The following is a 15,006-nucleotide window of genomic DNA, read 5'->3' on the forward strand; positions in this document are numbered from 1 at the left end:
CGGGGGTCGCGGGTTCGAGCCCCGTCCGCTGCGCCACTTTTATAAAACGCTTTTGCAGGGCGCTTAGCTCAGTTGGTAGAGCGTCTGCCTTACAAGCAGAATGTCGGCGGTTCGATCCCGTCAGCGCCCACCATAATTTGTGACCATACTTTATTTTTAAAGTATTGCAAGTGCAGCGGTAGTTCAGTTGGTTAGAATACCGGCCTGTCACGCCGGGGGTCGCGGGTTCGAGCCCCGTCCGCTGCGCCATTCTCTTGATTCCCTGATCTAGAGGATGTAATGTATAAAGACTGCGATTGTTGTCTTTTTCAATCAGGGCGCTTAGCTCAGTTGGTAGAGCGTCTGCCTTACAAGCAGAATGTCGGCGGTTCGATCCCGTCAGCGCCCACCATAATTTTTTCAAATTTAAAAAATTAAACACACTAATTTATTTGGTGTTTTTTGCGTTTCTGCTCTTCCTATTTTTTATCTATCTATTTTATCTTTTTTGGTTAACCCTCTCTTTTCCAAACTTAATTTTTGAGTTCAAATTATTATTACTATCGAGTTTAACTAAAGCTGCCATGCTGTAACGTAATAGCAGCTTTGTAAACCAAGATTAATACTCGTTTAGAAGCCAGCCACTAGCGTATGCAAAATATTCACGTAGCCAAGCGTTGTAGCGAGTAATTAAAGGTGTTTCTGCAGCGACCATATAAACCTGTGTATAGCCTTGTTTCTTTGCAATAGCTGCAGCTCGTGGTGTATGGAAGTCACTTGTAACAATTGCAATGGGTTGATTAACATTAATATGAGTTTGTTCAAGTAAAGGTTTACTATTTTTAAGATTAAGTTCTGTACTTGTGCTTTTGTCTTCAAGGATCATTCGATCTTTTGCTATATGAAAATGTTGTTCCAAGTAGCGTGACATGACTAATGCTTCAGGTTCTTTTTCGGAAAAGTCTAAACCGCCTGTTAAAATAACCTTTGCTTGCGGTTGTGAAAGGGCAACTGGTGCTGCTGTGTCAAGACGCTTTGCAAGAATAGCTGAAGGCTGTCCATTTTCGACACCACTTCCTAAAACAATAATTGCTTTAACTGCGGGGAGATTTTGACTTGCGTCTTTATTTTCTTTAATAAAATTAAAAAAATAGCCTAAGCCAATTAACCAAATCCAGAAACACAACCACCCAAAACGCCAAAGAGTATGAAGCCGATAGTGATAGAAGAAAAACCGTTCTAAATGATAATAAAATAATGCATAAAGACAGAAGAATGCTCCTAAAACTAAAGGAACAAGTGTGCCTACATGAATTTTATTTAGAAAAGCTAGAAATAAGCCGTCCAAAAATAAAATTGAACCAATGACTGCTAAGAAAATCCGAATCCACTTACTGACTTGCATTGTGTTTAAAGCTGCAATTTAAATTGCAGACAGTGTATGCAAAATCATTCCAAATTCAATGCTGATTGCAATAAAAAGCCGAGTAAAGCATTTTGGCTATTACTCAGCTTTGTTATTTATTGATATTTAATAAACATCACGGCGATAACGGCCTTGTTGTCTTAACTCATCGACTTGTTCTTCGCCTAAAATATGAATAAGTGCTTGATCGACTCCACTTGCCATTCCATCAATACTGCCGCATACATAGAGTACTGCACCACGTTCAATCCAGTTGACTAACTCTGCTGCATTTTGTCGGATGATATCTTGAACATAAACACGTTGTTCTTGATCGCGTGAGAATGCAAGATCAAGTCGTTTTAACATTCCCATCGTTTGCCAAGCTTCAATGGTTGATGCATAGAAGAAATCATGAGCACGTTGGCGTTCACCGAAAATTAGCCAGTTTTCAGTATAGTTATGGCGAGTTCGTGTATGAAGTAAACTCATTAAACCCGCGATTCCCGTTCCATTACCAATACAAATAATCGGACGATTATCATCAATCAAATGAAAAGACTCATTGGTACGGATACGCAGTGCAACATTTTGATTAATTTCTGTATGTTGAGTCAGCCAACCTGATCCTAAACCTAAATCACCAGACTCATCATATTGTTGACGAACAACTAGACGTAATACTTGCTGAGAAGGGATGCTAGCAATTGAATATTCTCGCGTTGGTAGGGTAGGGAGTTGTTCTAGTAAATGGTCCAGATTGGCAAACGGTTCAATTTCACCAGTTAAATCTTTATTCCAAAGTGCCTTTTCAATAGAAACCTGTAGCGAGTCTACCACCGCATTTTTAAGAATGTGATGATGCTGTAAAAACTTATTAATACGTTCAGGGCTGTTACCTGGTTGTATTTCAGCAATGTCTCCAGCTTGCCATACAGCTTCATGACTGGCAGTAAGTTCAATATTGTAGGCAGGCTGACCTAGACTATTTGGATTGAGTAAATCCCGTTGTTGTAATGTCCAATTATCAAACACTTTTTCGATATTAACAGCATGCAAATCTAGTTTAGTTGCTTTTACAAGTGCCTGATTCCAGTTTTGAATATCTGTCGGATTTGCATTATCTACTTCTATAATATCGAAGAGGGCTTTGGCACCATTGTTTTTAAGCCATTCATCTACTGTGTGGCCAAAACTACAATAAGTATCCGGATATTCCTTAGAACCTAAAGCTAATACTGCATATTTGACATGTTGAAGTTCTAAGTTGGTTTTTAATAACTTTTTAGCAAAATTAGAAGCTAAGTCAGGTGCTTCTCCAGTACCATAGGTGCTAATCACAAATAATATTTGTTCATGTTGCTGTAAATCAGCTTCGGTTAATTGTTGTACAGATTTAACCTGAACTGGTTGATGCGCCTCTTGTAAGCTCGTTGCAGTACTCCACGCGAGTTGTTCCGCAACTCCAGTTTGGGTGGCATAAGTGATTAACCAAGGCTTAGCATTTTGGTCGATATAATGGCCTGCTAAAGACTGGCGAGCCGCTTGAGTAAGTTTTTTTTGCTTACGGCGTTTAAGGTAAAGCATCCATCCGGTAACAAAGAATAATGGCATGGCTAAAGAAGCAAGCATCGCCACAAATTGATAAACTGGTCCGAAGAAACTACCTCGGTGCACAGGTAACATACTGCTCATAATTTTTTGATTAAGCTTTTTATCTTCATAAAGCTCCATTTTTTCAATATTGGCAGTTTTATAGTTATAGACAGCTTGGTTACGTGCACGTTCATGTTGTGGCGTTGCATCTACAAAACTTAATTCAATTTTTCCATCATCTTTTTTAGGTAAGTTAACTGTTAAAGTCGAATAATCACGTCCAATCTGATTATTAAAACCACTCCAAGTTTGGTTAAGTGCGGTAATCAGTTGAGCATTATCTGGTTGAATTTTAGGCAATTGATCTTTATTTCGCCCAGATCCACTATGGCCTTGCATTTTAGGTTGTTCTACACCTAATACTTTGAACATACCACTACGCCACCAGTCATATGACCAATATAGACCTGTACATGCAAAAAGAAGATAAAAAACAATAACCCATGTACCTACAACAGCGTGTAAATCCCAAATAAAATTTCGACCTTTAAGTTTGGGCTTAACAGCAAGCCATTGACGTGCAGAGTGCTTTTTCGGCCAGCGTAAATATAATCCGCTCAAAACAAAATATATGAGCATTAAGGCACAAGCACCGGTAATTTGTTTACCGAACTCACCAGCAGTTAAGTTTCGGTGAATTTGTTGTATTAATAAAAGTAGTTTACGACCTTGTACCTCTGGTAATACTTGAGCTGTATAAGGGTTAACCATCATATTGTAGCCGCGTCGTTCGCCTTCTTTTTCAATGTTTACTACAGATGAGGCGGTAGGATCTTTGGCAATTGTAATGCTATTAATTTTAATTTCAGGCTGGATTGTTGTGAAATGCTGGTAAAGCTGAGCAGGGGTAAGCTTAGGTGAGCTTTGTGCTTGCACAACATAACTATCTGTATTTACCCATTTTAAAATTTGCTGATCATAAGAATAAATTGCGCCTGTAACACCCATAATGGATAAGATGAGGCCAGCACTAATACCCAGAAACCAATGAATTTGAAATAAAAACTTTTTAAACATGGTCGAATAATGTAAATATGATGGAGATCTTGTAACGAAGTATAGCCGAAGATTGAGTAGATAATATGGATTTTGGAGATAATATTAATTTTCATTATCATTTATTTTTAGCATAATAAAAAACCTCCTGTAAAGGAGGCTTTTTAAAGAGGTGAAATTATAAAGTTTTCGGTTCACCTACACTTTCTTTCAAATGCTTACGAATTGTATTGAAAGAAAAGTTTTTAGAGTCCATACGTTTAGGCAATATATATGCACCTTGTTGTTCCTGACCTTTAGGATCTTTTACTTTAAAGTTAACTAAAATAAAGTCAGGGGTGTTGTACCATTCATAGATATTTTTCCATCCGATAGTTCCAACGCCTTCTTGTAAGCCCATTTGCTGGCGCATTACGATACCGTGAGGTTGTACGCCTAAGCGAATACCCTTGATTTCCTGCACAGGAAACTCATTCATCTTACGCTTAACATACCATTCCAAACCATATTTACGGCCAAGGTAATAAAGTACTACACAGACAATGGCAACCCAGCAAATCACTGTAGAATAGTTCTTGATAAAGATAAGACCTAAAATCGCAAGGGCTAAAATTACGCCCATAATCGCCCAGATTTTTGTGCTGATTTTATTGGTGCTGCGCCAGATAAGAAGTTGTGCATTACGTTGCTCAGCTTCTGATACCTCGTAAGGAACAGGCTGAAGCGTATAAGCATATAAAGTTTTCGCGGTCATAGTGCAAATAACAAATTGTAAACTGTTTTAAGTTTAGCATTAATTGGCATAAGTCAGGAAAGGATATTATGCCAATTTCATACTAAATTCTGACTCAAATTTATAATGATGCAAGTTCGCTAGCATCATTATCCAGATCATGACTTAGCCGTTGTTTTAACATACTAAATCGATTTAATACACTGAGCATCAGCGATAACTGCTGTAAAATAATGAGCGATTTTTGGTCATCTTCATCATTTTGGCTTAAGCGCTGACGTATCGTCTGTAGCATATTTTGTGCCGTAAGATCAGGCATTTCATCTCTTAACAAAGCACCTTGTATATCATCTAATGCTTGATCTAATACGTTAAGAACCGCTTGATCCTGAATCTTTTCTCGATGTGCTCCAAGTGCTGCGATATAACTTAAAAATGTATGATTGAGGCATAAAAATTCAAATATATCGGACTTACGAGTAGGGTCGAAGTCTGGCTCTGTTGCTAAAGTAGAAATAAGCGAAGCGACTTCTGCATCAGTATTATGTGCTGCTCGGCGGACAATACGGTAATTGAGGGCATGATTATGTCCTTCATGATATTGTTTTACCACTTCAGCTAAATAATTACATTGTGCTTGTAAGGAGCGTCGAATACTGCGTGGTAGGCGACGGAATTTCCAGTCAGGCCAAATAAAGGTCACGCCAAACCATGCTAAAGCACAACCAATTAGGGTATCAACAAACCTAGGAATAGCCGCAGCGACTGCCGAACCGTCCAGATTAAAGTTAATTAATGCCAAAATGGTAATAAAAGCAGTTGCTTGAGCATATTGCTTACTACGTAACTCGAAAAACAGTACGCCACTCAAAATTAGCATGACTAATTGCCCTTCCACAGAAGGTACTAAAAATACTATGCTAAGGCCGACAATAATTCCGACTAATGTACCCACAATACGTAAACGTAAGCGACGTTTTGTTGCGTTAAAGTTAGGTTGGCTAACAAATAAAGCTGTCAACATAATCCAGTAGCCATATTCGATATGAGTCATTTGAATAAATACATATCCAATAAAAAGAACAATCGAAACACGAATGGCATGACGGAACAGTACAGATTCAGGTGTTAGATTTTGTTTTATTCGAACAACAATATCATTCCAACCTTTTAGATCATCATCTTTAAGTTGGTTTTCAGCCTGCTTTACTTTGTCAGACTGAATATGCTGTTCCGTTTCTAAGTTGAGTAATTGTGAGTCAATAGACTTTAAGTTTCGGTATAAGGCAAAAAGAGCATTTACCCACAATAAGTCATACTGCTGATCATCTCTTAACTTTACTAAAGATAAGCGTAAATTCTCGAAACTCTGCTTAAAGCGTTTGTTATGGATATAGGGTTTACGCTGTAAAATACATTCATTTAGCTCTTGGCAAGCTTTACCCTGAATCGCCAAAATGCGCTGAAATCTAAATAAAATATCACTGTGCTGGAAAATTTTAGCTAACTTTTGATAGTCGATATGAGCAGAGTCTGCACGTTCATGAATGTCTTGTGCGACAAAGTAATAATGTAGGCTACGGCGAGTACCTTTTTGTCCACGGTCACCCTTTAAACGGGTTAAAAGGGCGGTTTTAAGATCATTAAAAATCGTTATTAATTTGCCATTTTCTAATGAAAGATCAATCATGCTTTGCTGATAACTCGCAGGAGTCATATCGACATCAAACAAATTGGATTTAGCAAATAGAAAGTCGCCTAATGAAGCATAAGAGGCTGCAAGTTTATCTTGGAGCTGGCGAACCGGAAATAATAAAAAGCTAATGGTTGCAATAAGTCCGTACCATGCTGCTCCCGCAACCAAAAGCGCTGGCTGAATATACCACTGGTCAAATAAATGAACTCCCAACATGGTATAAACTGAAACAACCAGACATCCATAAGAAATTGTTGCGTAACGGCGGCCTAATGACCCGAGTAAAATCCAGCCAATACAAGAGGCAATCAGCCCTAGCGCAAAAAGCATTGGATAAGGGAAAAGTAATTGTACGGAAGCTGCGGTAATGAAGAAACCAATATAGGTGTAAATTAAATTCATGATTCGCACTGAAAAGCGATCATCAATATCACTTAAACCAGCTGCGACCACACCTAAAGTGAGGGGAATTGTTGCTAATTGATGTCCTAAAAAATAAGGCACGAACGCAGTTCCTGAAAAGGCAATCAGCATCCGCACGTTATACATAAATGATGTGTTATAAGTCGCTCTTTTTAGGCGTTTAAACCAAGATTTCAAATGAAGTCCTTGCTGATCAACCTGAGTGATAAATGATTTGCGTATTTCTACACCAATGATGCACAAATCATACGATAGACAGTGTAAGCTTGTCTGTATGCAAATGATTGAAAAATGAAATATCGTTATGTCTGAACAAACAGCCCAGCGTCAATATTCTATTGGCTGGATTATGTTGCTCGCTTTACTCACGGCTTTAGGGCCATTATCCATTGATATGTACTTACCTGCGTTGCCTCAAATGGCCCATGATTTTGGGGTGAGTACGCAAATGGTAGCAAACACATTGCCAGCTTATTTTTTTGGTTTAGCCATTGGACAACTGGTATATGGACCTTTAAGCGACCGTATTGGTCGAAAAAAGCCTCTTTATTTTGGGCTTGCGCTTTATGCAGTTGCAAGCTTGTTCTGCGTGCTCGCTACAAATGAATGGAGCCTAATTGCTGCCCGTATTTTACAAGCCTTAGGTGGTTGTGTGGGGGTGGTTATGGCTCGTGCTGCTATACGCGATAGATTAGATGTACAAGGCTCGGCACAAGCTTTTTCAAGCATGATGATCGTAATGGGCTTAGCACCTATTTTGGCACCGATGATTGGGGCCTGGATATTAATCTGGTTTCCGTGGCAAGCGATTTTTATTGCGCTTTCAATTGTAGGGGCAATCTGTTGGCTATGTGTACATTTCTTTTTTAAAGAAACTTTGGCAGTTGATAAGAGACTCAAGTTATCTCTATATCAAGTGGCTACCTTATATGGTGCTATTTTCAAAGATGCAAGCTTCCGTTTACCTATGTTTGCAGGATGTTTAACAGGTGCAGCATTATTCTGTTATATCAGTTCAGCTCCAGCCGTTTTTATGGACCAATATGGCTTAAATCAGCAAGAGTTTGCTTATGTATTCGGGCTCAATGCTTTTGGCATTATGTTAATGTCATCTTTAAATAAGCACTTAACCACACGTGTTGAAATCACTAAGCGCTTAAAAGCAGGTTCAATGGTACAAGTGACAGGTGCAAGCATTGTGTTGATTGCTGGCTTAATTTCTGCAGCACCTTTATGGCTAGTAATGTTAGGACTGTTCTTAGCAATTTCAGGAATTGGTTTAACTGGACCAAATGCTATGGCTCTAGCCATGTCAAAGCAAGGTGCTCGTGCAGGAACAGCCAGTGCAATTATGGGCAGTATGCAATTTGCTTGCGGTCTATTGGGTGGAGTACTGCTTAACTTCCTTATTTGGTCTGCATCACTCAATATGGGAGTGATGATGGTGTTATTTACATTAAGTGGTTTTATTGTTGTTTTAAAAGCGATTCGACAAGCAAAAAGCCAATCACTCTCTTGATTTTAAGAGAGTGATTGTCTTGCATCTTTAATCAAGAAAAACTGCAAAATTCTCAACAGGCTCTCTAGGTGTAATAAAGGTATTCACAATATGTTCAGGGTGGGCATGACCTAGTGCAATTGCACATACCAACTCTTCACCATCTGCTGCGCCTAAAATATCTAACACTAGCGGATGGAAATGGTTCCAAGCTGCTTGAGGACAGGTGTCTAATCCCCGGGCCTTGGCAGCGACCATGACATTTTGAATCATCATGGCGATATCCATTTTGGAACCAATTCCCATTGCTTTATTGACTGTAAAGAAAATTCCGACTGGAGCATCAAACAGTTTGAAGTTACGTAACTGTTGAGCAGCCATTTTTTCTTTTTCACCTTTTTTGATATCTAACAAACCATAGAGTCCCCAACCATTTTCACGGCGGCGGTCAATAAAAGGAGAGACCCATTTTTCAGGGTAATATGCAAAAGTTTCTTTATATTGCTCTGCAAGTTCGGGATTTTTGGAAACCTCAATCTGTGCTGCACAAACACGCTCTACCATTTCATCACGTTTATGACCTGTGACTACATAAACTTTCCATGGTTGAGTGTTGGTACCGGAAGGTGCTCGACTTGCGACTCTTAATATATCTTTAATGACTTCTGGCTCAATGGGAGTGCTTAAAAAAGCACGGACAGAATGTCGAGAGGTAATTGCTTCGTCAACAAGGCGGACTTGTTCCAAATTCATGAGTACTCCTGATCTTTTTCCTCAATATTTAATACTTTTTGAGATGCAATTTTATATGCTGAAATTGCTGTATTTATAAGCAAAAAATATTAGAAAACAGATATCCTTATATATATGATTAATGACTTGGGTCAGACATGATGTCTGCTCAATGATAATTCGAATATGCCACTTTAGGCTTAAAATGGTAAAGTGGTGTGACTTTGATAGTCATTCGATTAAAGCCAAAATAAGGGTTGAGTGAAAATTGCTCAATTAGAAAAAAGGTATAATATGTTTAAAAACAGTACAAAACAGATGTTTTTGCATAAAAAATAATCTTAAGTAGCATAAACTTTTAATGAAAAACATACACAAAATTTTAAATTTCTGCATAATACCGACTTTTTTACGCAGGTATGATTTCTCCATACTCACGTTAGGAAAAAAGTAGTGGCTGCAAATAAAATACTTTTACAGAAAGGATTTTGTGCAGAAATGGAGAAATACACGAGGTATAAGGAGCTTTACATGAGTTTACCGCTCATCAACAAGCAGTTCATGAAACAAGGATTGGCGATTACCATTGCAACCATGAAAATGAACGTAACTCACGCAACTACTGAGCCACAAGAAATACAACAGCTTGGTACAGATCTCAATGCACTCTTCTTTAATGAAAAAGAAAAGGGCACAGATAGTCGTGTTATGACGATGGCTTGTTACAGTCTTTGAAATTTAAATCCAGTTTAGACATTCGCCCAAAAGTATATGTAAATATGCTTATTGGCTTAAATCCAGTTTTTATAACTCGATTAATTGATGGGAATCATTAAACGAGCTGATTTAGCGGTGGTCATTTGTTAGTTTCCAAGTTTGTAGCCGAGTCGATGCATTCTGTTCACCCAAATGGGAATATGTTCAGTGGTGCGATGAATTTATTTTATCTGAAGGGTGCTTTCTCTCATGTAACCTTCAAAGGCTTAGTGCTGGGCATGATGTTGCTTAAACTTGTGACGGTAATTGCTATTCAAGTGACATTAAAAGTTTTTCCTTAAATGTACTGAAGAAGTCCCTATTTTTAGGGGCTTTTTTGTTTATTGCAGTATTTTGGCTTGTGCTAATAGCACATTAGCAAGAACGTAAGCGGACCGAGTATGAATGAACAACTCAATGCCACACTGATGTCGTGGGTACAATTTTTTAATGAACCTTTATGGGATTTTCTGGTTATTTTCTTGCTGGCCGTCGGTATTTTTTATACGGTCTTAACAGGAGCAGTGCAAATTCGCATGTTCTTGCAAAGTATTCGTGTTATGAAAAGCAGCCGTACAGAAGGCGAAGATGAGCATGGCCTTACACCTTTCCAAGCGTTTGTAACAGGTCTTGCGAGCCGTGTTGGGGTGGGTAACATTGCTGGTGTGGCAATTGCGATCGCAATTGGTGGCCCAGGCGCCGTGTTCTGGATGTGGGTAACCGCTGTACTTGGTATGAGCTCTGCTTTTATTGAATCTACTCTTGCTCAACTTTTTAAGGTGAGAGACAGTAATAGCAAGCAATTCCGCGGTGGTCCAGCCTACTATATTACTCAAGGTTTACGTAGTAAAACTTTTGGTGTGATCTTCGCGTTAGCATTGATCTTTACTTATGGTTTTGTATTTAACTCAGTTCAAATCAATGCAATTGCTAATGCATCTTCACATGCTTGGGGTTGGGATAAAGCTAACCTAATTGCGCATTTAGGTGGTGTTGATTTAGAAATTTCTTGGGTTGGTCTTGCTCTTGTTGTGATGGTTGCATTAGCAATCTTTGGTGGTATTAAACGTATCGCTAAATTCGCAGAGATGTTTGTTCCTTTAAAAGCAGGTCTTTATCTCTCTGTAGCGTTATATATTGCATTAAGCAACTATGCGATTTTACCTGATGTTTTAAAACTGATTGTGACTGAAGCTTTCCACTTTAATGCTGCGGCAGGTGGTTTCTTCGGTGCTGCCGTGTCAATGGCAATGATGCAAGGGATTAAGCGCGGTTTGTTCTCAAACGAAGCGGGTATGGGTTCTGCACCAAATGCGGCGGCTGCGTCTGATGTAAAACATCCTGTAAACCAAGGTTTGGTACAAATGCTTGGCGTATTCGTAGATACATTCATTGTATGTACAAGTACTGCAATCATCATTTTAGTTTCTGGCGTTTACCAAGATGCTGGTTTCGTCGGTGTTGAATTAACCCAACGTGCGCTAGAGACTCAAGTGGGGCACTGGGGAGCTGACTTCTTAGCTGTTCTATTATTCTTGTTCTGTTACTCAGCTGTATTAGGTAACTATGCTTATGCAGAAAGTAACGTACAGTTCATTAATAACAACCCGAAAGTCATGTTCATCTTCCGTATTTTTGTATTGGTGATGGTGTATTTCGGTGCAATTGGTAGTGTGCCATTAGTATGGTCAATGGCAGACTTGTTTATGGGTATTATGGCTACCATTAACTTGGTCGCAATTTTACTTTTAACACCAATGGCTCGTACTTTGTTGAAAGATTACCGAGCGCAATTGAAGCAAGGTATTAAAGAACCTGTATTTAAAATTAATAAATATCCAGAGTTGAAGAAAAAAGTCGATTCAGATATTTGGTAATTTTGTAAGAAAAGCCTCTTAGAAATAAGGGGCTTTTTTTCGGCATAATAAAAATACTTGAGTATAAAAATTAAACATGACAAATTAAATAAATTCACTACAGCATTTCACAAAACGAGCAACTAAAATTGCAATTCGAAAATTAACGTCATAGTGCAAAGATGGGCCATGAAACAGCTTAAATTGTGGGTTCTCGGACTTTCTATGGTGTTGGCCGGGTGCCAAACCACCTCACACTTATCTGCCTTAAAACCGCAAACGGCAGAGGCATACTCACGTTTCGTCGATCAGCCTTTTGCACAGCTTAAGAAGCAGCATAAGAAACCAGTAGTCGCATTAGTACTGGGTAGTGGTGGTGCACGAGGATATGCACATATTGGTGTTATTGAAGTTTTAGAACAGCATGGTATTCGTCCTGATTTCATTGTTGGAACCAGTGCAGGAAGTATTGTTGGGGCAATTTATGCGAGTGGAAAAACGCCTGATGAACTTCGCGATACTGCATTGAAAATGAAAGCTGCAGATGTTCGTGACATCAGTATTGGTTTAAAAGGTTTTTTTGATGGCAAAAAAGTTGAAGACTACGTAAATCAGCAAGTAAATAACTTGCCGCTCGAAAAAATGAAAATTCCGATGTATGTAGTGGCAACAGAGCTCAAGCATGGCACCAAAACTGTATTTAATTATGGCAATACGGGACAGGCCGTGAGAGCATCAGCCTCAATACCAAGCATGTTTGTACCGACTAAAATTGGTAAATCTGAATATGTAGATGGCGGTTTAGTCAGTCCGGTACCTGTTGAAGTAGCCCGTGATTTAGGAGCCGATGTCATTATTGCTGTCGATATTCTGGCTCAACCCATTTATACGGAAACCTCAAATGTATGGGGACTCTTTAACCAGAATATTAATATTATGCAAGGACGTTTAGCTGCCGAAGAACTTCAATATGCAGATGTAGTAATTCAACCGGATTTAAGAGAAAAAGCACATATTTTTGATGTAAAAGGCCGTGAAGCAACCATGAAGGCAGGCATAGATGCAGCAAATGCAAAACTGTCTGATATTCAGTTTGCGATTGATGAAAAAATAGCTGAACAGAATCTATCTACTGACGGTTTAAGTGCGCAAACGCAATAAATTGAAAGCAAGTATATGAAAAATTAAGTAAAAGCCCGCTAAGGGTTTTTTTGTTGAAAAATAAAAGATTTGTATGTGCTGACAAAAATTTTTGTATAGTGGAGCTATGCTGAAAACTACTCATGACACATATGAGATATTCATGCTATTTTTCAAAAAAATAATTGATTTGTAACATATTGAGGCCAGCTACTTAGATGATTCAGCAACAGGTAAAAAATGAGTTTCCAACATTAGAAGATATACATGCCGCTGCAGAGCGTTTAGATGGTTTAGTTGTTAAAACACCTTTTGTTTTTTCAGAAACCATTTCTAAAACCTTAGGGGCTGAAATGTGGCTGAAATTTGAGAATCTACAGTTTACGGCTTCGTTTAAAGAAAGGGGCGCATTAAATAAACTTTTGAGCTTATCTGAACAAGAAAAACAACATGGTGTAATTGCAGCTTCAGCTGGTAATCATGCGCAAGGGGTCGCTTATCATGCACAGCGCACAGGAGTCACGGCAACTATTGTTATGCCAAAATCGACGCCCAATGTGAAGGTGCAACGAGTACGTGAATACGGTGCGCGTGTTATTCTGCATGGACAAGACTTTTCGGAAGCTGCTGCTGAAATGCACCGTGTGGCACAAGAAGAATCTTTAACCATTATTCATCCATTTGATGATGCTGAAATTATTGCGGGTCAAGGTACTATCGCGCTCGAAATGCTGGAAGCTGTTCCTGATTTAGATATCTTGGTCGTACCTATTGGAGGTGGTGGTCTCATTTCTGGTATTGCGATTGCTGCAAAATCAATAAATCCTAAAATCAAGATTATCGGAGTTCAGTCGGTTGTTTATCCAAGTATGGCGAAACTGCTTTGTAACTATCAACTCGCGGTTTCAATGGGTTCAACGGTGGCTGAAGGTATTGCGGTTAAAACTCCGGGCGAGCTGACCACACAAATTGCTAAGCATTTTGTAGATGATGTTGTGGTAGTCACTGAAGATATGATTGAGGAAGCGATTGCGCTATTACTCAACATTGAAAAAACAGTGTGTGAAGGAGCTGGCGCGACTGGAATTGCTGCAATTATGTCTCGTCCCGATCTATTTTTAGGCCATAAAGTTGGTGTGGTGTTATCTGGTGGCAATATTGATACACGTGTAATGGTTTCAGTATTACAGCGTCACTTAACTCGTACTGGCCGTATGGTTCGTATTCGCGTTGAATTACCAGATAATCCGGGTGCCTTAGCGCGTTTAACAGCAATTATTGCGGAGCAGGGCGGTAATATTTACGAACTTCGACATGAACGCTTTGCAGCAACAAGCCGTGCTAAAGAAAGTGCGGTGAGTGTCGATATTGAACTAAAAAGCGCTCCAGATCTGGAACCATTAATTCAGGCTATGCAACTTGAAGGCTATATTGTTCGTAAAGAAGAGATTTAAACGTACATATGGCTGTGATATAAAAACTGTATATGGCTCTTAGGGGAGCCATATACAAAGCAATTTAAACGGATTAAATTGCATAAAGGGATGAATTTACAAAAAAACGATCAAATCCTTCAATGAAATGGGAAAAATTGACAATTCTCTAAACTTTAGCCTTCACAATTTTAAGGTTTAGGTTTTAGTATTCCTTTCATTGTAAATTTGAAGAAATATAGGGATATCAACACTCAATGTTCAAATCATTTTTTCCATCACCACGGTATTTTTTTATATCTGTAGTTATTTGGCTCGCGCTAAATATGGTGCTTTGGTATACAGGGGGGGATCACTGGGGACAGTATCTAGGTTTTCCTCAAGGATATGCAGATGCTGAGCTACCTATTGGCGTAAGTCGCTTCTGGTCACCTGCTTTTTTATGGTTTTACCTCTGGTTTTTAGTCTCCACAGCTCTGTTTGCTGGTTTTTGGAAAATTATTTCCAATAATCCATGGCAGCGTTGGTCTATCTGGGGGTCGGCTTTTATTCTATTTAATATCTGGTTTGCTGTTCAGGTTAATGTTGCTATTAATGCATGGTACGTACCATTTTGGGATTTAATCCAAAAAATGCTTTCGAGTGGTGGGGGGGATATCTCGACATTATATAGTGAAACTCTAGTATTTCTTTACATTGCAAT

General features: G+C 38.9%; 12 protein-coding genes and 3 tRNA genes. 10 read left to right on the forward strand and 5 right to left on the reverse strand.

All coding sequences use genetic code 11. The features are described from left to right. The first annotated feature begins 57 nt into the window (after nt 1-57). The 3 genes from C1642_RS15690 (at nt 58) to C1642_RS15700 (ending at nt 391) form a co-directional block, all read left to right on the forward strand. Nucleotides 58-133 (forward strand) — tRNA-Val (locus C1642_RS15690). 39 nt (nt 134-172) lie between these two features. Further along, a tRNA-Asp gene (locus C1642_RS15695) sits at nt 173-249 on the forward strand. A gap of 66 nt (nt 250-315) precedes the next feature. Continuing rightward, a tRNA-Val gene (locus tag C1642_RS15700) sits at nt 316-391 on the forward strand. A gap of 207 nt (nt 392-598) precedes the next feature. Here C1642_RS15700 and C1642_RS15705 read toward each other — a convergent pair. The 4 genes from C1642_RS15705 to yccS form a co-directional block, all read right to left on the reverse strand. Beyond that, a complete protein-coding gene (locus C1642_RS15705) occupies nt 599-1,384 on the reverse strand; it encodes a YdcF family protein (protein WP_032026907.1) in 786 nt (261 codons plus the stop codon). Between the two features lie 126 nt (nt 1,385-1,510). After that, nucleotides 1,511-4,057: a PepSY domain-containing protein gene (locus C1642_RS15710; RefSeq protein ID WP_065717712.1), complete on the reverse strand. Its 2,547-nt coding sequence runs from the start codon at nt 4,055-4,057 to the stop codon at nt 1,511-1,513. Between the two features lie 157 nt (nt 4,058-4,214). Next, complete coding sequence (locus C1642_RS15715; RefSeq protein WP_000125649.1) at nt 4,215-4,790, reverse strand: SdpI family protein; 576 nt, start codon at nt 4,788-4,790, stop codon at nt 4,215-4,217. A gap of 100 nt (nt 4,791-4,890) precedes the next feature. Beyond that, a complete protein-coding gene (gene yccS / locus C1642_RS15720) occupies nt 4,891-7,065 on the reverse strand; it encodes a YccS family putative transporter (RefSeq protein WP_001984830.1) in 2,175 nt (724 codons plus the stop codon). 127 nt (nt 7,066-7,192) lie between these two features. Here yccS and C1642_RS15725 point away from each other — a divergent pair, with 127 nt between their 5' ends. Further along, on the forward strand, nt 7,193-8,407 hold the full coding sequence (locus tag C1642_RS15725) for a multidrug effflux MFS transporter (protein WP_000003701.1): 1,215 nt from the start codon (nt 7,193-7,195) through the stop codon (nt 8,405-8,407). A 27-nt stretch (nt 8,408-8,434) separates the two neighbouring features. Here C1642_RS15725 and C1642_RS15730 read toward each other — a convergent pair whose 3' ends face one another. Further along, the gene (locus C1642_RS15730; protein ID WP_103236563.1) at nt 8,435-9,139 is read right to left on the reverse strand and encodes a nitroreductase; all 705 of its coding nucleotides are present in this window, start codon (nt 9,137-9,139) and stop codon (nt 8,435-8,437) included. 510 nt (nt 9,140-9,649) lie between these two features. Between C1642_RS15730 and C1642_RS15735 the strand changes: the two genes are divergently transcribed. The 6 genes from C1642_RS15735 to C1642_RS15760 all read left to right on the forward strand — a co-directional run. Next, a complete protein-coding gene (locus tag C1642_RS15735) occupies nt 9,650-9,853 on the forward strand; it encodes a hypothetical protein (protein ID WP_002010643.1) in 204 nt (67 codons plus the stop codon). 182 nt (nt 9,854-10,035) lie between these two features. Continuing rightward, nucleotides 10,036-10,176, forward strand: a complete 141-nt coding sequence (locus tag C1642_RS15740; RefSeq protein ID WP_000490937.1) for a hypothetical protein — start codon at nt 10,036-10,038, stop codon at nt 10,174-10,176. A gap of 99 nt (nt 10,177-10,275) precedes the next feature. Then, complete coding sequence (locus tag C1642_RS15745) at nt 10,276-11,751, forward strand: alanine/glycine:cation symporter family protein (protein ID WP_001005337.1); 1,476 nt, start codon at nt 10,276-10,278, stop codon at nt 11,749-11,751. 168 nt (nt 11,752-11,919) lie between these two features. Next, nucleotides 11,920-12,891: a patatin-like phospholipase family protein gene (locus tag C1642_RS15750; protein WP_000811534.1), complete on the forward strand. Its 972-nt coding sequence runs from the start codon at nt 11,920-11,922 to the stop codon at nt 12,889-12,891. A 197-nt stretch (nt 12,892-13,088) separates the two neighbouring features. Then, complete coding sequence (locus C1642_RS15755) at nt 13,089-14,324, forward strand: threonine ammonia-lyase (RefSeq protein WP_103236564.1); 1,236 nt, start codon at nt 13,089-13,091, stop codon at nt 14,322-14,324. A gap of 236 nt (nt 14,325-14,560) precedes the next feature. Further along, nucleotides 14,561-15,006 (forward strand): SbmA/BacA-like family transporter (locus tag C1642_RS15760; protein WP_322869417.1); only part of this gene is annotated, 446 nt, incomplete at its 3' end.

The sequence above is a fragment of the Acinetobacter sp. AKBS16 genome (genome assembly GCF_002899995.1).
GTDB lineage: Bacteria > Pseudomonadota > Gammaproteobacteria > Pseudomonadales > Moraxellaceae > Acinetobacter > Acinetobacter baumannii.